Origin of the sequence: Acinetobacter lwoffii (assembly GCF_022967985.1) — a bacterium.
Lineage (GTDB): Bacteria > Pseudomonadota > Gammaproteobacteria > Pseudomonadales > Moraxellaceae > Acinetobacter.
The window spans coordinates 13,540-34,113 of record NZ_JALJVC010000029.1 but is presented as its reverse complement, the minus strand read 5'-3'; the positions used below and the strand labels follow the sequence as shown (position 1 = coordinate 34,113).

The window sequence follows — 20,574 nt, the reverse complement described above, 5'->3', positions numbered from 1 at the left end:
ATGAAGATCAGTCGTCACACAATGATTCATCTATACTCACTGAGGTGGATGGCCAAACATTTTCTCTGCCATACGTTGTGACTGCTTGCCATAAAACCAGTAGGTCAGCAGATACAGCGGAATTGCGATCATCAGGAACATTATCAGCACAATGCTCATAAACTGTGGCTGCTGTAGATACAGCAAGAAGTCCTGCCAGGCATTCGGATTGGAACGGGTGGCGATGACAATACCGAGCAAAAGAAATAATAAATTATAGCCCCAGTAAATCAGGCTAAACCCGAGGGTAAATTTCTTACGCTCTGCCTGGGTCGGCGCACGTTTTTGCTGTTTTAAAAATTTAAATAACACCCAAATCATGGCCACCAGATAAGGAACAATCGTCAAAACTGCACCCATGCCCATCGGCAACAAGGCAGCCAGTACACCGCAAATACAGGTAAAAATAAAACATATAACGAAAAACCAGATAAAATAACGACTTAGCGGCAACATATGCATGACTCAGTGATCTTCAACAAGCTAGTATAAAAAAAATCAGGTTTTTTTTCATTTTATTGTCAACCATCCACTACAGGGTGACGTTATATAGGGTACAAGGTACAAAAATTTGGACTGGCATCCACGAATTTTTGCTGACCTTTAGAGCTAAAGCAATAAGTCCAGTGTACAGGGAAATTTTGAATAGCAGCCAAAATCTTCATGTAACACAAATTTGACCGACGATTTCATCATCACTCGAATCGTCGGTTTTTATTTTTTTAAATCTCTATTTTTTAAAAGTCTGATGGATTGCATGACTTTTCTATATCTGATGATTTGGATGCGATCATGCAGTAATTTCCATAATGATCAAAATAAATTCAGCCCCCACATCACAAACAATTCGCTGAAATATCGTTTTCAAGTAGATTTTTACCTGTGCTTTTTCCTATAGTAGCAAGGCAGATATTAGGGGTTCATTACATGGCAGTTCATTTTCTTCACACTTCCGATTGGCATCTGGGACAATTTTTCCATAACCATGACCGTGAATTTGAACATGCACAGTTTTTGACTTGGCTACTTGAGCAAATTAAAACAAAGCAACCGCATGCCCTGCTGATTGCCGGGGATATTTTTGATGTGATCAATCCGGCGTCCAGTGCGCAAAGACAGCTGTACCAGTTTCTGGCAGATGCCCACGACCTGGCGCCACATATGCAGACCCTGATGATTGCAGGCAACCATGATTCCGGTTACCGGATTGAACAGGTTGAACCCTTACTGGCCAAATTCAATGCCAAAGCAGTGGGAATTGTAGGCCGCACGGCAGAAAATTCCCTGAACCTGGATCGTCTGCTTATTCCTATTTATGATCAGGGTAAAAATATCATCGCCTGGTGTCTGACCCTACCCTTTTTACGTAGTGCCGAAATTACCGGACTGAATGAACATACCAGCAATAACCAGAACGCCATTAGCTATCTGCATCAACAACTGATTGCTGAAGCCAAAGCCCGCAAACAGCCACATCAGGCACTGATCTTAATGTCACATGCGCACATGCAAGGTGGTGAGACCTCGGACTCTGAACGTCCGATTATTGTTGGCAATGAAGAGGCGCTGTCGACGGCGCTATTTGATGACGTGATTGATTATGTCGCGCTGGGGCATTTGCATAAACCGCAAAAGGTCGGTCAGCCGCATATTCGCTATAGTGGCTCTCCGATTCCGCTGTCATTTAGTGAGATTAATTATAAGCATCAAATAGTTGAAGTCAGGATTGACCCTCAATTAGAAGATGAGGCACGTTTTCAGTTTGAAGCTTTGCTTATTCCACGCAGTGTCCGCCTGCATCGACTCCGTGGTGAACTCAATGAAATCTTTGAGCAGATTCGAACCCTTGAACATGGGGAAATTGAAGCAATTGATCAACGTGAATATATCGATATTGAATATCATACGGCAACGCCTCCTCCACCCAATTTAAGACAAACTTTTGAAGATGCACTTCCGCCGAACCGCTATCGACTGGTGCGCATTTCACGTCAATATCAAGCTATTAATCTTGATGATGCACAAGCTCAGAAGATCCATTTAGAGCCGCCAACACCCAAAAGACTATTTGAACAGCTTTGGCTCAAACAGGGTTACAGCGCCGATGATTCGGTGCTGAAAGATTTCCTCAGCCTGATTATTGAGGCGGAAAAAAATATTGATGCTAATGAAACACCATAAGGATATGCCATGAAAATTTTATCTATTCGTATAAAAAACTTGGCATCGCTTGCAGGTGAACATTTTATTGATTTTGAAAGCAATCCACTTGCCAGTGCAGGCTTAATTGCAATTGTCGGTAAAACAGGTGCCGGAAAGTCCACGATTCTGGATGCAATGTGTTTGGCACTGTTCAATCGTGTACCTCGTTTAAAAGATAGCGATGGCAAACTGACTGATATCGATGGTTCTGAACTTCTCACCAATTCCCCATTAACTGTTTTGCGTCGCGGTACAGGCATTGGTTTTGCCGAACTAAGTTTTGTTGCACAAGATCAAAAAGTATATTCAGCTCGCTGGGAAATTAAACGTGCACGAGAAAATCCCACAGGCAAATTGCAAAGTGTGCAACGTTCACTGAAATGTCTGAGTGATGGCAATATTCTTGCCGATAAAGCCAAAGCGGTAGAAGCTAAAATTCTGCAAATTACTCAGCTGAGTTTTGAGCAATTTACCCGTGCCGTTTTATTGGCTCAATCTGAAGTGACCGCATTTTTAAAATCACGGGATACTGAACGTGGTGAACTGCTCGAATATCTGACCAACTCCAGTATTTTTGGCAAAATTGGTCAATTGGCATATGAAAAAACCAAGGAAATCGCCAATCAGCGCAAAGCTTTAGAAGTCAGACTCGGTGATATCGAGACTTTGTCGGAAGAAGATTTAGCGACTATAAGCGATCAATTCAATACAATCTGTACTGAATACAAAAAATTAGAACAAGAAAAATCGGCACTCGAAAAAAACCAGCGATGGTTTGAACAAAAGCAAAAGCTGGAAAATGATGTTCAGCAACGACAGCGTCAGCATGTGGAGCAACAACAAAAATTTGATTTACTGAATACAGAACGTGGCCGTCTAAAACAACTCGAAGTTTTTGCATCCATCCGTCCAAGTATGATCCAGCAAGAAAAAACACAAACAGAATTAGCTCGGTTAAAATCTCAAATTCAAAGTACTGAACTACAGTTTCATACCATTCAGCAAGTTTTTGAGCAAAAACAGACTGCATTTAAACAGATTGATGAACAACTCAAAGCGCTACAGCATTTTGAACACACCCATCAGCACCGTATTGACCAAGTCCGTCACTGTATTCAAGAACGTGAATTCATTGGTAAACAGTTTGTTAAAGCAAAATCTGTATTGGACGAGTTTCAAAAAGAGTTACAGCCCTTAATCCTTGTACAAACTCAGCTACACAAGGAATTAGCGCAATTCAAGTCAGATCAGCAAAAACAAACCGAACAGTTGAATCAAACGATGCAACTAAGCAGTTTAGATGATGGACTTTCCGCGCATCTCACACAGTTACAACGATTTATTCAGCATTACCAAAGTTTTGAAAAACAATATGGCGATATTGCTTCTGCTAGAACTGATTTAAGTCAGAAAAAGCAGCAATTGGAATCACTACAACAACAGTATGGCGATGACCAAAAAATTGATCACCAACTATTAGAACTTCGCCGCGATCAGGCAAAAAATTTGGAGCAACAACATCAATTTAGTTTAATTCAAAATCAATTTAAACAATGGCTACAACAACGCTCTGAACAGCATCAACTGCAAACAACGTGCAATGCGCTCGCACAGCAGAGTGCCCAAAGTAAAATCCAAGTTGATTTGCAAGAACAGCAATACCAAACCCATAAACTTGAACGTGAAAACTTACAACGCATGCTGCAACAACAGCGCTTATTACATGCTGAAAATATTGAGAAATTACGCGAGCAATTGATTGATGGAGAAGCATGTTTAGTCTGTGGCAGTTTACATCATCCATTTAAAACTGATCTTTCTGCACTATCGAGTGAACTCGTCAATTTGCAAGAGCAACAAGAGCAGCAAGCGATTCAAATCGAACAAGACAGTTTTAATGCTTGGCAAAAGATTCAGCAATTACACACACAGCAAACAGCATCTTTGAGCGAACAGCAAAAACGTCTCGATGATTTAAATATTCAACATCAACAGCATGAACAGGCGCTTTATCAAAGCTTCAAAAATACCCAAATTCAAATAGACTTAACCCAACAATCTGAACAACAACTGCTTCAAGTCAATCAAATCCTGCAACAAGAAAAAATAACACTTGAGGAAAATATCAAACAACTCGATGAGGTTGAAAAAACACAACGGAATTTAACCCAAAATATTCAGCAAATCTCACAACAACTGTCGATCGTTCAACAAGCTGAACAGAATATTCAATACCTTCTAGACCTGCTCACTGCTGAGCAACGAAATGCTTGGCATAAGCAAACCTTAACTGTTGCACAACACATTGCACAACAATTGCATGAGCGTCAGCATCTGTTGCAGAAGCTTGAGACTTTAAATCAGCAACTGAATGAGAAAGCTCAACTACTCGCTCAAAAAAATAACGAGATTCAAGCCAAAAATAATCAGATTGAACTCGCTGAAAAAGATAAAGTTGAATTTGAGCGTCAAGGACAAGAGAACAAGGAACTTGCCGTTCAGCTTATTTTTGAGATGACGCAAACTTCGGTCGATAAACCACATGAATGGCTGACTCAACACGATGAACAGCGTAAAAATTTACAGCTGCAACATCAGAAAATACAACAAAGTTTCGAAACAGCTCGTCAACAATTTGATAGCCAACAACGGCAGCTTGATCAACTCAGAATTCAGTTGGCTCAACTTGAAACACAGCATCATGCTTGTGTTTTAGAAATCGAACACTGGTTAAATCAAAATTTAGATTTTAATCATGCTTTGATTTCACAATTAAGCCTCATTTCAACTGAAGAAACTCAAAAACTACGTCAACATATTAAAGATATCGAACATGCCTTGGTCGATGCAGCATCCGCCCTGAAAACCACACAACATCTGCTCGCACAACATTTACAAACTCAACCTGAAGTACAAATCTTACAGATTGAGCGTGCCATTGAACTGAACCTTAAAGCTTTAGCAGAGCGACAAGAACAGCGTGACCAACTTAAGACCAAGTTAGATGTTCACTACTCGAACCTAGATAAGCAAAAACAATTTGCTGAACAAATTCAGCAAATTCAAACTGAAGAATATCGCTGGAATAAAATTTCCAGTCTTATGGGGGATGCCACAGGCAAAAAATTCCGTGATTATGCGCAGCAATATAACCTTGATATTTTGCTTGAATTTGCCAATCAGCAACTCGCGATGCTGTCTCAGCGTTACACCTTAAAACGTTTAGACAACTCACTCAGTCTTGCCATTATTGACCATGATATGGATGGTGAAACCCGTTCTGTTTCATCGCTTTCTGGGGGTGAGTCATTCTTGACCGCCCTTGCCTTGTCTTTAGCAATTGCCAATATGGCTTCAGGCTCCATGAAAATAGAATCCCTTTTTATCGATGAAGGTTTTGGCACCCTTGATGCATCTTCATTACATATGGTGATGAATGCACTTGATCAGTTACAAAGTCAGGGACGTAAAGTGGTCGTAATCTCACATATTCAGGAAATGCATGAACGGATTCCAGTACAGATCCAGGTCAAGCCTGTTGGTGCAGGCGCCAGTACCATTCAGATTATAGGTTAGCGATGATTCACCCTGCCCCGAACACGCTCTCGCCCTATTTCAGCTTACAGCTTGAGAGCCTACGGGGTATCAGTGCCATTGTGGTGCTGTTCAGTCACTGCTTTCAGGCATTTATTGCGCCTTTCGATACCAGCATTTATTCATGGATACGCCTGCTTGGACAGGCTGCAGTCATGATTTTCTTTGCCTTAAGTGGCTATCTGATCGGCTATTCGATCCAGCACAACATTCATCAGCATGGTCAGTTCAATCTGCACCGTTATGCTCGACAGCGTTGCAGCAGAATTTTACCACCCTTTCTGTTTGCCATGGGGTTGACCCTGGTTCTCTATCTACTCGCTCCACTATTATTTGCCAGCCATACTCATGCTTTTCAACACAGTTTTGGCATGATGATCCGGACTGACTATAATGTAGACATGATGGAATTTTTTGGTTCGCTGCTATTTTTGAATGGCTTTGTAACACCAACGGTTTCAGCCAATGCTGCACTCTGGAGCCTGAGCTATGAAGTGTGGTTTTATGTGCTGGCCGGATTCCTACCTTTTTTAAAAAATTCGGAAATCGCCAAAATCGGATTTTTTATGGTTCTGGCTATACTGTCATTACTGAACATCCAGTTTTTTATTTATTTTCTGGTCTGGCTTAGTGCCTTTGCCTGTTCATTTCGATATATCCAGCTACGTTTTTTAAACCGCTTACAATCGGTCAAATTAGCCCTAGTCGGCTTGGCATTTCTAATCGCCTGTTTTGATGCTTACCAGTTTCAGCTGATTGATGAGGCCCAGCAATACCGTGCTGCGAATTTTGCCCCTTTTAATTTCTGTGTGGGTTTGGCCTTTAGCTGCTGGCTGGTACAGCTCCAGCATCAACGTAGTCACTACCATCCGGTCTGGGTTCAATCCGCAGACTTTTCCTATACCTTGTATGTGACCCATTTCCCCTTACTTTTATTTATTTTGGGCTGTATTCCGGCAACTTTGGCCTATGGTCTGGGCGGAGCAGTTTTAGCCTTGCTTGCGAGCATGTGCAGCTTAATAGTCTTTGCCTGGTTAATGGCTAAATGGCTCGAACCAGCCAGAAAAAAAGCGTTATCCAATACCCTGCGATAACGCTTTGCTGCAAAAAGCTGACATTAGTAGTTTATACATCTTTTTTAGGCCGTGCGCCAAACAAGGCCGTACCAACACGAACCATGGTAGAACCCGCAGCAATCGCGTCGGTCATATCCGCAGACATGCCCATACTTAAAGTATCCCAATCTTCAGGATGTGCATGCTGAACTTTGACTGCATCAAATAAAACTTTGGCATCAGCAAAGGCTTGAGGATTATTCGGTGCTGGAATCACCATCAAACCACGTAAACGCACATTTGGCAGTTGGCTGATCTGTACGACCAAATCTGCAACCGCATCTGGTCGACAACCATCTTTGGTATCCTGACCATCAATATTCACCTGAATACAGATATTCAGTGCAGGCTGATCATCTCCACGCTGATTGGATAAGCGCTCGGCAATAATCAGTCGATCGACTCCATGCACCCAAGCAAAATTTTCTGCCAGATGCTTGGTTTTGTTACGCTGCACATGTCCAATAAAATGCCATTCAATGTCCAGCTCTTTCAGTGCCGTGATTTTTTCCAGTGCTTCCTGCAAATAGTTTTCACCAAAAGCACGTTGCCCTGCCTGATACATATCTGCCAGCACGCTACTCGGCTGGGTCTTGGAAACGGCAAGCAGTTGCACCGCATCTGCTTCGCGGCCGGCCTGAATACAGGCAGTTTCAATTTGCACTAAGACCTGATTTCGTGACTGTTGCAACATATTCATTGATGGGGTTCTCATTTCATTCATCTTTTTTTCCCTTGCCCATGAACTAAGTGTTGGTTAAGCTGTGGGAAAGCCTTATTATTCTATCAAAATAATTAACATTTTAATGAACTCGGGGACCTTATGGATATCACAGAATTGTTGGCATTTTCTGCTAAAAATGGTGCGTCGGATTTACACTTGTCTGCGGGCTTACCGCCAATGATTCGTGTCGATGGGGAAGTTCGTCGCATCAACCTGCCAGCATTAGAACACAAAGAAGTGCATAAACTCGTTTATGACATCATGAACGATAAACAGCGCCGTGATTTTGAAGAAAATCTGGAAACTGACTTTTCTTTTGAAGTGCCTGGCGTGGCACGTTTCCGTGTCAACGCATTTAACCAGAACCGCGGTGCCGGTGCGGTATTCCGTACCATTCCCTCTAAAGTACTGACCCTTGAAGATCTGGGCATGGGACAGATTTTTAAAGATATCTGTGAATATCCACGTGGTCTGGTACTAGTCACAGGTCCAACCGGTTCGGGTAAATCAACTACCTTGGCGGCGATGCTGGATTATATTAATGACAACCGCTATGACCATATTCTGACCGTCGAAGACCCAATCGAATTTGTGCATCAGTCCAAAAAATGTCTGATTAACCAGCGTGAAGTACATCGTGATACCCATGGCTTTAATGAAGCATTACGTTCTGCATTACGTGAAGACCCGGACATTATTCTGGTCGGTGAGATGCGTGACCTTGAAACCATTCGTCTGGCCTTAACTGCCGCAGAAACCGGTCACTTAGTATTTGGTACCCTGCATACCACCTCAGCGGCCAAAACCATTGACCGTGTGATCGACGTATTCCCTGCTGAAGAAAAAGACATGGTACGCGCCATGTTGTCTGAATCCCTACAAGCCGTAGTTTCACAGGCTCTGCTGAAGAAAAATGGCGGTGGGCGTGTCGCAGCGCATGAAATCATGATTGGTATTCCTGCGATCCGTAACCTGATCCGTGAAAACAAAGTCGCACAAATGTACTCGGCAATCCAGACCGGTGCCAACTATGGCATGACCACACTGGACCAGACTCTGAAAACACTGGTATCCAAAGGTTTGATCAGCCCGCAAGTTGCACGTACTGCAGCCAAACAGCCAGAAGCATTTTTATAAAAAAATTGAATTGTATTGGGGTTTATATACATGGATTTTAACGGCTTACTCGATTATATGGTGGAGAAAAAAGCATCGGATCTGTTCATTACTGCCGATGTCGAACCGTCCATCAAGATTAATGGGCAGATTTTACCGATTGGTTCGGTAAAATTACCCGGTGCGGCAGTAGGACAACTGCTCCATTCCATCATGACCGAAAAGCAGCGTAAAGAATTTGCTGACAGTCGTGAATGTAACTTTGCCATCAGCACGCCGGATAAAAGTGCCCGCTTCCGTGTCAGTGCCTTTCAGCAACGAGATCAACCGGGGATGGTGCTGCGTCGGATTGAAACTGTTATTCCCACGATGGATGAACTCAAGTTACCGCCGATTCTAAAAGAACTGGCGATGACCAAACGTGGCATCATTATTTTTGTCGGGGCAACGGGTACCGGTAAATCAACCTCGCTGGCGTCTTTGGTCGGTTATCGTAATGAAAATTCCAAAGGTCATATCATTACCATTGAAGATCCGATCGAATTTATTCACCAGCATAAGGGCTGTATTATCACCCAGCGTGAAGTCGGCATCGATACTGATTCATTTGAAATTGCCCTGAAAAATACCCTGCGTCAGGCACCAGACGTGATTCTGATCGGTGAGATCCGTTCACGTGAAACCATGGATTATGCGATTGCCTTTGCCGAAACCGGTCATCTGGTCTTTGCTACCCTGCACGCCAACAACGCCAACCAAGCGATTGACCGGATTATCCATTTCTTCGAAGCAGACCGACATAATCAGCTGTTCATGGACTTGTCCCTGAACATGAAAGCCATTGTGGCACAGCAACTGATTCCAACCATCGATGGTAATGGTCGCCGTGCAGCGATTGAGATTCTGATTAACTCACCACTGATTGCCGACTTGATTCGTAAAGGTGATGTGCATGAGATCAAGGATCTGATGAAGCGTTCCCGTGAACTGGGCATGCAGACCTTCGATCAGGCGCTGTATGATCTGTATAAAGCCAAACAGATCAGCTATAAAGATGCACTGAAACATGCAGATTCACCAAACGACCTGCGTCTGCAAATCAAGCTGTCAGAAGAAGGTGGTAGTCACTTATTACGTGCGCATTCCAACATTACCTTTGATGGTCAGTCCTGATCATCTTGAAGGCATAAAAAAACAGGCTTCCCATGAAGCCTGTTTTTTGTTTGAACCAGCACTCAAATTATTTTTTACGGAAAACTTCCTGACAGGCAGGCGCATCGCAGTAGCCATACAGATTCAGTGAGTGACCGGTTAATTCAAAACCAAATTTTTCAGCAACGTCATGCTGCTCTTTTTCAATCGTGTCATTAATAAATTCAACAACTTTGCTGCAATTTAAACATACTAGGTGATCGTGGTGATCTTCCTGCATAATTTCAAAAACTGAATGATTATTTTCAAAATTATGACGTTCGATGATGCCCGCTGCTTCAAACTGCGTTAACACACGATACACAGTTGCTAAACCTACATCTTCGCCCTGATCGAGTAAAGTCTTGTAAATATCTTCCGCACTTAAATGATGTTGTTTTGAATTTTCTAGTAATTCTAATATTTTAATTCGTGGAAGGGTAACTTTCAGCCCAGCTTTTCGTAAATCTTGGTTTGAAATAGTCATGTAAAAAGGTCTCTCAACAAAATCAAAGTTGGAATATGCAACAAAGTTTAGATGCAGTATGATCTATCCTTGGATCAAATGCATCATAATTAATTTGGGATAGTTTAGCAAAATGCAAAAAATCATGTTGACGTTATTCGTCACTTCATTGCTCGTCGGCTGTTCGACATTAGGTGTTTATAAAGTAGATATTCCACAAGGAACCCCTTTAACCCAAGCACAAGCCGCTAAAATTCAGGTGGGAATGAGCCATCAACAGGTGCGTTTCTTACTGGGCAGTCCAACAGTAAGCGATCCACTGAATCCTTTACGTTGGGACTACATCTATAACTATACCCCAGGAACCTACGCTAAAAAAGCCAAGATCCCGGCAGCCCAAGGCCAGCATTTGAAAATCTACTTTAACCAGTCTGGTATCGTAGAACGTGTTGAAGGTCTGGAGACGATTCCAGAATCTCAACCCGGCTTACCAGGATCAAAAGAAGCAATTTTAAATGCTCCTCCACTATAGTCGGTTTCTCATGAAAAAGCCCCTGAATCATCAGGGGCTTTTTTGATTAAGCTGATTGATTGAGCAGATCATTGAGGCTACTGCTCATTCAAGCCGCTTTCTATTCGGAAGACGGTTTCAGCTTTCTTAAAAGATTGCCTCTGGCATAACGACCCACCGGATTTTTCTCGGCGCGTTTACGTCGGATGTCTTTAGGATTGATGGTCAGTGCTCGGTAAATTTCCACCCTGTCACCTGCTGCCAGTGGCTGCTGCTGATCTTGCAAGCGCATGCCAAAGATGCCCAAAGATAATGGTTCAGGCAAGTCGACCTGCTCACGGATTCCACTCTGCTCAATCGCATCCAGTGCCGTCATGCCGGGCTGAAATGGCACGGCTAGATGAAATTGTTTTTCTGACGTCGCATACGCTACCCAGATCATCGCCTCACTCATCAGACGAATTGTCCTAAGACAGCAATGATTGCCAGAATAATCCCGACCGGCAACACCACACGTACTGCAATACGCCAGATGTTATAAAACGCTTCAGAGCTAAAATTCATTGATTTACGCAAATGACTGATCTTCATGATCCAGCCAGCAAACAGTGCATAGATCAAACAAATCAATAGGCCCCAGACTAACAAGACCACATTGAAAATTGGGCTTAGATTTGGAATAGCCCAGATCAGTGTAACCGCCGCCACAATCGCCCATTGAATCGCACGATGAAGCTGGCGTTGCTGTAACTGTTCACGTGCCATTTGCAGAATTAATGCAGCAGCTGCGACCATCGCTACGACCAGAGTAAATGCAGGGATTTGCGCTTGTATAGCAAAGAAAGCAAATGCAATGACAGCAACTAGCTGCGCAATCCAGATCGGCAATACCGTCTTGCTGGCGACATCCTGCTGTTGTACAGCACTCAGGCTAGACTGCCAGTACAAGCCCATGCCCAGACCACTTGCCACCAGCGCTAATACGGTGGCATTGCCCCATTCCGAGAATTCGACTGGTGTGACTTGCCATGCAGGTAGCGCCGTTCCCATCACATTGGCTAGAACCAGAGACGCCAGTACGCCAATCGTGGTAACAGCCAATAAAATTTGACGCGGTAGCAGTGACAGGGCCAACGCTACTATTGCCAATCCGATCAATAGAAGATTCGGTGCAAGATCAATTGCAGCAACCGCCAGAACATTGCTGGCATTGTTCAGCATGGCACCGGCCAAAAACGGAATAAAAATCACACTTAACCAGCCAACAATACGCCATTTCTGTGACGCATCCGCTTCACGGGTCAGCGTCGACAGCGCCTGTAATGGCGTTGTTTTGGAGCGCTTGGCCAAAGCAATTTCCAAGTAGCAGACTGGAAGCGCCAGAATCAGCATGGTGGCTAACCAGAGCATCCAGAAATCCAGCTGACGATCAATCTGTATACCGGTTATCGGTGCGAGCGTCGCGATGATAATAAACGATAAACAGAAAGCCATCAGCGGCGATAACCATTTTGACATAGCATTGTCCTGCATGATGCATTCCTATAAAAATCTAGCGCTATTTTGCCTTGTGAAGCGGTGAAAATCAAAAACAAAAAGCAAACCACCATGACAGTGATTTGCTGCGCAAAAATTATAATTAGATTTTAATTTTTGTTATCTCGTTACGTCTTTTATTATGAGAAGAAACGAGCGAACCAGTTTTTACCTGTTTTCTTTTCTTTTTCCTTGATGATCCCCATCATATTTTCTTTCACGGCACCGACATAATCGGCATCATCGTGCTGAATATGGTTAATCAGCCATTTCGATAATACTTCGTGCAGCTCTGATTCAATGGACTGTCCCAGTTCAAAACGGTCACGATAAGACTCGATTTTTTTAATAAACAGGTCATGCACACGTTTATGCGGCACCCGATATTTATAGCCGGCTTCTTCCTGAAGAGATTCCTCAAAGGTGAAATGCGACTGGGTATAATCAATAATATTGTCGAGAATCTGTTTAATACGGGCACGCTCGGTATTGGCATCAATTCCATCAATTTCGTTGATATAATCGAGAATTCGTTTGTGCTGATCGTCAATCACATCGATACCAGTATTATAATCTGGAACCCATTTCATTTTCATTACGACCACCTATAAATATTAAGGACTTATAACGTGAAAATGAGCATATAGCGTATTGATTCAAATAAAAATGAAGCAAATTAGTCGGCTTTCCGCCTAAATCCGGCTTTTTCATTTTAAGTTTCTGTTATATATAATTAAAAATAATTTATCCTGAGTAAAAGGCTAAGATATTAATTAACCAAAACCTGTAATAAACCTTTATTTATTCTTAGATTTTTTCCTATTTAAAATATAAAAAAACGGAGTTTAAACTCCGTCTTTGATCGCGTTTTAATATTGATCAGCTCGCGTGAAACGTTTTAAGGAAGGATCAAGACGTTCACGTTCCAGACGTTCAACATGCGTCAACTGAGAACGTACTTTCGCCCCATGCTGAAACAGGATCATTTCACCGGGCTGGAAGGCAGTCCATTCTTCATTCTGGGTCAATGGTTCAGTGGTAATCACTGCGACGCGATCTTCAGGGGTCGTGACCTGACTAAAGTCCACTTCGACATCAATATCAATCAGCTGAGCCGGTCTAAACGGGTATTCACGTACCAGCCAGTGGAGTTTGGTAATCGCATAGCTAAACAGCGCCTGACCATTCGACAGGCAGAAATTAAAGGTGCCATGCTCCGCGATTGCAGGTGAAATTTCAGCTAGAAGATCGAAAACCTGATCCAGTTTCGGCTCATGATAGCCAAAGCGTTTCACCAGTTGATCCAGCAGGTAACAGAAGGCACGCTCACTGTCGGTATTTCCGACTGGGGTAAAGCGCCCTGACAGTTCAGGAAAATAATCATATAAATCGCCATTATGGGCAAAAATCCATTGCCGCCCCCAAAGTTCACGGCTAAAAGGATGCGAGTTTTCCAGATTAATTTTGCCTTGGGTCGCTTTACGGATATGGGCAATCACATTGCGTGATTTGATTGGATAATTACGTACCAGCTCGGCAATCGGTGATTCAATCGCGGACTGGTTATCGACGAACAGACGGCAGGCTTTATCTTCAAAGAAAGCAATCCCGAAACCATCCGCATGATCAGAGGTAATGCCCGCCCGCTGGGAAAACCCGCGAAAAGAAAAAGTAATATCCGTCGGGGTGGCACAATTCATTCCGAGCAGTTGGCACATGGTCTGGTTTCAGCTCTCTATTTACTTAGAAGCTTATTGTGCATGACTGTCCCAGTCATTTCAAATAGGTGGCTATAAGAAATCCAAATAAAAAAGAGTCTCTATTGAGACTCTTTTTCGCAAAAATTGGCTTAAGAACGATGCGGATTGGCACGATTGGTAATGAGGGTGCCCACACCATGATCGGTGAAAATTTCTAGTAAGCTGGCATGAGGTACACGGCCATCCACGATATGTGCACTTACGACGCCGCCTTTTACCGCATCCAGCGCACAACCGACCTTTGGAATCATGCCGCCATAAATCACGCCAGTTTCGATCAGACGATCGACTTCTTGAGTGGTCAAACCAGTCAACAGGTTTTTATTTTCATCCAAGACACCGGTGATATTGGTGAGTAGAATCAGTTTTTCTGCACCTAGGGCTTCAGCGACTTTACCAGCGACCAAATCAGCATTGATATTATAGGTATTGCCTTCTTCATCGACACCTAGCGGGGCAATGACTGGAATAAAGTCACTATTGGTAAACATTTCCAGAACATCGGTTTTCACGCCAACGACTTCACCGACCAGACCCAGATCAATTTGCTGAACCGAACCATCTTCAGCCACTTTTTCCATCAACAGTTTTTGTGCACGGATCAGGTTACCATCTTTACCGGTAAGACCAATCGCACGGCCACCATGCTGGTTGATCAGGTTCACGATAGATTTGTTAACGCTACCGCCAAGTACCATCTCGACCACTTCCATGGTCGCAGGATCAGTCACGCGCATGCCGTCAATACGATCTGATTCACGGCCCAGCTGTTTCAGCATGGAATCGACTTGCGGACCACCGCCATGTACCACGATCGGATTAATGCCGACTGTTTTTAATAATACGATATCACGTGCAAATGAACTTTCCAGCTCAGGATCGGTCATCGCATTACCGCCGTATTTTACCACCAGGGTTTTACCCGCAAAGCGTTGAATATACGGCAAAGCTTCTGTCAAAATCTGTGCTTTGTCGATGCCTGTTTGTTGATTTGGCATTCGCCTCTCCTTATTGAGCATCTAAAATGTCTTGAGCGATCTCTGGATAACGGTCACGCAACATGGCTACAAACAGATGACGAATTTCATTCAGACCTTGGGCATTATTGGCATCAAAGCGCACCGTGAAATACTCACCTGTATTGGATGCTCGAATGATGCCAAAACCATCCTCAAAATCAAGACGTATCCCATCAATTTTACTGATTTGCGCATGAATTCTTGCGGATTGCTGTTCAACGAAGTTTAAAAGCTCAACTGGACGCACTTGGCGCGTTGAAATATAAAGATCTTCAGTACCATACCGTTTTGGATAAGCCGCCAAGGCCTGCGCCAAACTTAGACCAGTTTGATCCAGATATTCCATGACTCTGAGCGCTGCATAGAGTCCATCATCATAGCCCCAACCGCGACCATCATTAAAGACATAATGTCCGGCATATTCCCCACCAAAAATCGCCTGATGCTGAGACTGGTTCAGATAAGTTCTGAGAAATGAACTGCCGGTACGAATCATCACCGGCTCTCCACCTAAACGTTGCACCGTATCACGAACTAAGGTTGAACATTTCACATCATAAACAAATTGGCATGGCGCTGAATCATTGAGACAAATTTCAGCAAACAGACATAATAACTGATCGGCTGTGATAATCTGACCCTGTTCATCAACCAGAACCAGGCGATCGCCATCACCGTCCAGGGCAATACCGAGATCAGCCTGCTGTTGCATGACAGTTTGGCGTAAAGTCTCAAGATGTTTGTCCTGCGAAGGATCCGGCGCATGATCCGGAAAATGTCCATTGGCCTCACAACGTAAAGCAGTCACTTCACAGCCCATTTTTCTGAGTACCAAGTCGGCACAACGTCCGGCGGAGCCATGCAGACCATCCAGAATCACTTTAAATGAGCGCTTTAATTGAATATCTTCTAATATTCCCTGCTGATACTGCAGGCAAAACTCTGGAATAATCTGATGCGGCAGTTCGGCTAAACCAAGTAGCTGGCTATCGCAATGCGACTTTGCCAGTTGGGCCACCTGTTGAATCATCTCAGGACAAGGTGGTTCACCATCAATAATCCATTTAATCCCATTATCTTCTTTAGGATTATGACTGGCGGTGACCATAATGCCATTGCCATCAAACTGGCGTGCGGTGAAATACAGCATCGGGCTGGAACAACAGCCTATAATAGTGGCTTCCAGCGAATAGTCTTTAAAAATACGGGCAATGATGTCGGCAAAAGCCGGACTACTGATGCGTGCATCATAACCAATGGCGACACGTGTCTGTCCCGCAGCCTGATACTGTTGGGCTAAACCGTGGGCAATTGCATCAATGATCCCGGCACCTAATAGACTGACTTTACCGCGTATGTCATAGGCACGAAAGATATGCATGGGGAATGGATGATTCATAGATCCCATAAAACTGTCTTTTCACTATTCGTTAAAATAAGGAGATTTAAAATGATGATTTCATCATAATGACTTTAAACATTTGTTTTTGTTTTAAGACCTGCTATTTTTAAACGATTTCAATGTAACAATCAATTATAAAAATATAATCTACAACTTTAGAATTATAGGGTTCTTGTAATTAAACAATGATTATTCAATTATATTTATTTTGAGTTTCATCTAATTAGACATTTGATAATTACATCAATTTTGGATTTAAATAATTCTACTTGGCCGAAAAAATAAGGTTTTATTTTTTAAATATATTTCAACCAACTCATTTTTTTTAATATTTAATCTAATCAACTAAAAATGGCTTACATCCAGTTAATGAATGTAAGCCATTATTAAAACTTAGTTTTTACCCGTATGACCAAAACCGCCAGCACCGCGTTCAGTCGCTTCGAATTCATTCACCAGATCGAATTCAGCTTGTACCACAGGAACCAACACATACTGCGCCAAACGTTCACCTGGCTCTAAGCTGAATGCCGTCTGACTACGGTTCCAAACGGATACCATCAATTCACCCTGATAATCAGAATCAATTAAACCTACCAGGTTACCCAACACGATCCCATGTTTATGGCCCAAACCCGAACGTGGCAAGATCAGACCAGCAAATGCAGGATCTTCAATATAGATTGCTAAACCAGTTTTCACCAAGACCGTTTGGCCTGGTTCAATGATCGTAGTTTCTGTAACACACGCACGCAAATCCAACCCCGCTGAACCTGTCGTAGCATAAGTCGGTAATGGCCATTCCTGACCGAGACGCGAGTCAAGGACTTTCACCTGAACTTTCATGTATTCATTCCTGTTGTTTCATTTAAAATAAGAGAAAGTCTTGTGCCTTATCGTTTGATAAGATTACGCAAATTATCCAGATAATGTTGGGCTTGTAATTTCGGATCGATGTTGCCTGCCAACTTTTTCTTGCGGCCTAACCATTCCAGCTCATCTTCTGGTAATTCATCCAGAAAACGGCTTGGGGTCATCTGCTTCATCTGCCCACCGGCCTTGCGCTGTTCTGCCAGAGTAATGGTCAGTCCCTGACGTGCACGGGTAATCCCCACATACATCAGACGGCGTTCCTCTTCGACCGTTTCTGCAGCGATCGAGTTTTTATGTGGCAGAATTTCTTCTTCCAGCCCGATCAGATAGACATAAGGAAATTCCAGACCTTTAGACGCATGCAAAGTCAATAAATTGACTTTATCGGTGTCCTCTTCTTCCTGCTGCTGCTCGAGCATGTCCAGCAGCACCATTTTACGAATCACACTTTCAATATTTTTTTCATCAACATCTTCAGCGCGGTTAATCAGGCTTTGAATGCTGCTATAGAGCACTTCGATATTGTCGAGCTTGGTCTTTTCCTGCGCTGGTGTGGCTGCAGTTTCCTTGATGTAATCGATATAACCGGCTTCAATCATCATCTGGCGGATAATTGGCACTGGTTCATCATCATCCAGTAAATTGCGGGTAAAACCCTCAATAAAATCGGCAAACTCAGCCAATTGAGTCGTGGCCTTTTTCGGAATCGCCATGGTCAGACGCTGATCCGCAGCCGCAGCCAGAAGCGACAGATTATTTTCCTGAGCAAATAGACCGAGCTTTTCCAGCGTTACCGGACCAATTGCCCGTTTTGGCGTATTGATAATTCGTAAAAATGCACTGTCATCTTCAGGGTTAATGATCAAGCGTAAATAGCTCATCATGTCCTTGATTTCGGCACGTGCGAAGAAGGACTGTCCGCCAGATAATTTATACGGAATCTGCATCTGGCGCAGATGGGTTTCTAAAATACGCGCCTGGAAATTGCCGCGGTACAACACCGCATAATCTTTCCAGCTTTTACCGTTCATCAATTTATGCGTGATCAGGTCTTTAACCACGCGTTCTGCTTCATCATCATCATTGCGGCAGGTAATCACACGGATCACTTCACCATGGCCTTTGTCCGACCAAAGCTTTTTATCAAAAATATGCGGATTATTACCAATCACGGTGTTGGCTGCTTTGAGAATACGACTGGTCGAACGATAGTTCTGTTCCAGTTTAATCACTTTTAAATTAGGAAAATCCTGCTGCAGCAAGGCCATATTTTCCGGTTTAGCACCACGCCAGGCATAAATCGACTGGTCATCATCGCCTACGGCGGTGAACTGTCCCATCACGCCAACCAGTAATTTCACCAGAATATACTGCGCCGTATTGGTATCCTGATATTCATCGACCAGCAAATAACGCACGCGATTTTGCCATTTGTCACGAACTTCTGCATTTTCCTGCAGCAAGCGCGTTGGCATCACAATCAGGTCATCAAAATCCACGGCGTTATAGGCACGCAAATTACGTTCATATAATTGATATAAATGCGCAAACTGCACATCTTCGGCAGTTTCACAGGTAGTATGTGCCTGCTCGGGTGGAATCAGATCATTTTTCCAGTCCGAGATCATTTTCATGGCTTTGGCAATCAGTTCTTTGCTTTCTGCACCGGATAAATTGTCACGCTGCATCAGATCCATCAGAATGCGTTTACAGTCGTCAGCATCCAGAATCGAGAAATTATTTTTCAGTGGGGTATGTTTCAACTCCAGGCGCAGCATATTCAGGCCAAAAGTATGGAAGGTCGAAACTGAAACGCCTTTACTTTCTTCACGCGTCAACAATTTGCTGACACGCTCTTTCATCTCACGTGCTGCCTTGTTGGTAAAAGTCATCGCAGTAATACGATGTGCGGGAATCCCGCAATGCTTGACTAAATACGCGATTTTTCGCGTGATCACTGAAGTCTTGCCTGAACCCGCTCCTGCAAGTACTAACAAGGGTCCTTGAGTGTATTTCATGGCTTCAAGTTGCTTGTCATTTAACTGACTGGCGAGTGACATATGGCTTCCTCTTCTAGATTCGGCTCCGATTATAGTCATCTCTGCGTCAGTTGCCTAATTTAAAATACGATTAATCAGATCAATATTCAGATATAAAAAAACCACCCGAAGGTGGTTTTTTCTTAAGCGTTCAAGAATTATTGAACTGCATATACCGCGATTTCTACACGACGGTTTTGCTCTTTACCTGCGGCAGTTGTATTGTCTGCAATTGGGTTCGCTGAACCTAAACCTTGAGCATTAATACGTGTACGTGAAACACCTTGGCCTGCCAAGTAAGTCGCTACAGAGTTTGCGCGTGCTTGAGACAATGGCAAGTTAATTGAGTCATTACCCGTGCTGTCTGTATAACCAGTTACAAGAATACCGCTCTTGTTATCTTCAGTTAATACTTGCGCTACTTTGTTCAAAGTGCCATAGAAGTTTGGTTTGATATTTGACTTGTTCGTATCAAATGTAATGCTGCCTGGCATTACAAGGTTAATCGAACCATCTGCATTACGGTTAACGTCTACGCCAGTACCGGCCGTTGCTTGACGTAATTTTTTCTCTTTGTTATCCAGATAGACACCCGCTGCACCACCTACAACAGCACCAATTGCTGCTGCACGGTTGTTTTGACGGCTAGTATTTGCATTACTTTTAGAAACGCCGTAGCCAGCTGCAGCACCAATTAAAGTACCTAGAGCCGCTTTATCATATTCCACACCACCGATGTTACTGCCAGTTGATTGACAACCTGTAAGTGCTACGGCCCCTGCTACAGCTGCTGAAATTACTAGTGCACGCATCGCATGACTCCTTGTTGTATGCTTTGTTGTATAAGCGAGATGATGATTTAAATTGAATGGTGTAACCATTGAATTTTTGTTAATAATAAATCGTTTAGTAATATTTTGTAATGTTTATATGTAACTAAATCAAAGTAGTTCATCACAATATCTTCATAGTTTCCTGTTCAGGCTT

General features: G+C 43.2%; 18 protein-coding genes. 6 read left to right on the top strand and 12 right to left on the bottom strand.

Annotation, left to right across the window (positions count from 1 at the left end; translation table 11 throughout):
• Window positions 1–36: 36 nt before the first annotated feature.
• Window positions 37–495 carry an ABZJ_00895 family protein gene (locus MWG72_RS14330; RefSeq protein WP_005104780.1) on the bottom strand — a complete coding sequence of 153 codons (459 nt, stop codon included), beginning with the start codon at window positions 493–495 and terminating at the stop codon, window positions 37–39.
• Between the two features lie 471 nt (window positions 496–966).
• Here MWG72_RS14330 and MWG72_RS14325 point away from each other — a divergent pair, with 471 nt between their 5' ends.
• The 3 genes from MWG72_RS14325 to MWG72_RS14315 are packed head-to-tail and all read left to right on the top strand — an operon-like array spanning window position 967 to window position 6,929.
• Window positions 967–2,220 carry an exonuclease SbcCD subunit D gene (locus MWG72_RS14325; RefSeq protein WP_247144332.1) on the top strand — a complete coding sequence of 418 codons (1,254 nt, stop codon included), beginning with the start codon at window positions 967–969 and terminating at the stop codon, window positions 2,218–2,220.
• Window positions 2,221–2,229: 9 nt separating this feature from the next.
• The gene (locus MWG72_RS14320) at window positions 2,230–5,817 is read left to right on the top strand and encodes an SbcC/MukB-like Walker B domain-containing protein (RefSeq protein WP_247144331.1); all 3,588 of its coding nucleotides are present in this window, start codon (window positions 2,230–2,232) and stop codon (window positions 5,815–5,817) included.
• A 2-nt stretch (window positions 5,818–5,819) separates the two neighbouring features.
• Window positions 5,820–6,929, top strand: a complete 1,110-nt coding sequence (locus tag MWG72_RS14315) for an acyltransferase family protein (RefSeq protein WP_247144330.1) — start codon at window positions 5,820–5,822, stop codon at window positions 6,927–6,929.
• Between the two features lie 31 nt (window positions 6,930–6,960).
• Here the strand turns inward: MWG72_RS14315 and MWG72_RS14310 are convergent, their stop codons facing one another.
• A complete protein-coding gene (locus MWG72_RS14310) occupies window positions 6,961–7,650 on the bottom strand; it encodes a YggS family pyridoxal phosphate-dependent enzyme (protein ID WP_247144336.1) in 690 nt (229 codons plus the stop codon).
• Window positions 7,651–7,773: 123 nt separating this feature from the next.
• Here MWG72_RS14310 and MWG72_RS14305 point away from each other — a divergent pair, with 123 nt between their 5' ends.
• Together MWG72_RS14305 and MWG72_RS14300 are read left to right on the top strand one after the other, a co-directional pair.
• A complete protein-coding gene (locus tag MWG72_RS14305; protein WP_004279279.1) occupies window positions 7,774–8,811 on the top strand; it encodes a type IV pilus twitching motility protein PilT in 1,038 nt (345 codons plus the stop codon).
• A gap of 30 nt (window positions 8,812–8,841) precedes the next feature.
• Window positions 8,842–9,963 (top strand): PilT/PilU family type 4a pilus ATPase, encoded by a 1,122-nt coding sequence (locus MWG72_RS14300; protein WP_004279277.1) that lies wholly within the window; start codon window positions 8,842–8,844, stop codon window positions 9,961–9,963.
• 67 nt (window positions 9,964–10,030) lie between these two features.
• On the opposite strand, the gene fur is transcribed toward MWG72_RS14300, so the two are convergent.
• Window positions 10,031–10,468 (bottom strand): ferric iron uptake transcriptional regulator, encoded by a 438-nt coding sequence (gene fur, locus MWG72_RS14295; RefSeq protein ID WP_004279276.1) that lies wholly within the window; start codon window positions 10,466–10,468, stop codon window positions 10,031–10,033.
• Between the two features lie 112 nt (window positions 10,469–10,580).
• Here fur and MWG72_RS14290 point away from each other — a divergent pair, with 112 nt between their 5' ends.
• Window positions 10,581–10,979 carry an outer membrane protein assembly factor BamE gene (locus MWG72_RS14290; RefSeq protein ID WP_004279275.1) on the top strand — a complete coding sequence of 133 codons (399 nt, stop codon included), beginning with the start codon at window positions 10,581–10,583 and terminating at the stop codon, window positions 10,977–10,979.
• 100 nt (window positions 10,980–11,079) lie between these two features.
• Here MWG72_RS14290 and MWG72_RS14285 read toward each other — a convergent pair whose 3' ends face one another.
• The 9 genes from MWG72_RS14285 to MWG72_RS14245 form a co-directional block, all read right to left on the bottom strand.
• Window positions 11,080–11,412, bottom strand: a complete 333-nt coding sequence (locus MWG72_RS14285; RefSeq protein ID WP_247144329.1) for an RnfH family protein — start codon at window positions 11,410–11,412, stop codon at window positions 11,080–11,082.
• Window positions 11,412–12,491 carry a hypothetical protein gene (locus tag MWG72_RS14280; protein WP_247144328.1) on the bottom strand — a complete coding sequence of 360 codons (1,080 nt, stop codon included), beginning with the start codon at window positions 12,489–12,491 and terminating at the stop codon, window positions 11,412–11,414. The genes MWG72_RS14285 and MWG72_RS14280 overlap by 1 nt, the downstream gene beginning before the upstream one ends.
• Before the next feature lie 143 nt (window positions 12,492–12,634).
• Window positions 12,635–13,090 carry a bacteriohemerythrin gene (locus MWG72_RS14275; protein WP_005247102.1) on the bottom strand — a complete coding sequence of 152 codons (456 nt, stop codon included), beginning with the start codon at window positions 13,088–13,090 and terminating at the stop codon, window positions 12,635–12,637.
• Between the two features lie 273 nt (window positions 13,091–13,363).
• Complete coding sequence (locus MWG72_RS14270) at window positions 13,364–14,212, bottom strand: class II glutamine amidotransferase (protein ID WP_247144327.1); 849 nt, start codon at window positions 14,210–14,212, stop codon at window positions 13,364–13,366.
• Window positions 14,213–14,343: 131 nt separating this feature from the next.
• Window positions 14,344–15,252 carry an acetylglutamate kinase gene (gene argB, locus MWG72_RS14265; RefSeq protein WP_005104791.1) on the bottom strand — a complete coding sequence of 303 codons (909 nt, stop codon included), beginning with the start codon at window positions 15,250–15,252 and terminating at the stop codon, window positions 14,344–14,346.
• A gap of 10 nt (window positions 15,253–15,262) precedes the next feature.
• On the bottom strand, window positions 15,263–16,681 hold the full coding sequence (locus MWG72_RS14260; protein WP_247144326.1) for a phosphomannomutase/phosphoglucomutase: 1,419 nt from the start codon (window positions 16,679–16,681) through the stop codon (window positions 15,263–15,265).
• 387 nt (window positions 16,682–17,068) lie between these two features.
• Complete coding sequence (gene dut, locus MWG72_RS14255) at window positions 17,069–17,521, bottom strand: dUTP diphosphatase (protein WP_005247107.1); 453 nt, start codon at window positions 17,519–17,521, stop codon at window positions 17,069–17,071.
• A 47-nt stretch (window positions 17,522–17,568) separates the two neighbouring features.
• Window positions 17,569–19,608 carry a UvrD-helicase domain-containing protein gene (locus tag MWG72_RS14250; protein WP_004730583.1) on the bottom strand — a complete coding sequence of 680 codons (2,040 nt, stop codon included), beginning with the start codon at window positions 19,606–19,608 and terminating at the stop codon, window positions 17,569–17,571.
• Window positions 19,609–19,745: 137 nt separating this feature from the next.
• Window positions 19,746–20,399 carry a YiaD family glycine zipper/OmpA-like lipoprotein gene (locus tag MWG72_RS14245; RefSeq protein WP_247144325.1) on the bottom strand — a complete coding sequence of 218 codons (654 nt, stop codon included), beginning with the start codon at window positions 20,397–20,399 and terminating at the stop codon, window positions 19,746–19,748.
• Window positions 20,400–20,574 lie beyond the last annotated feature (175 nt).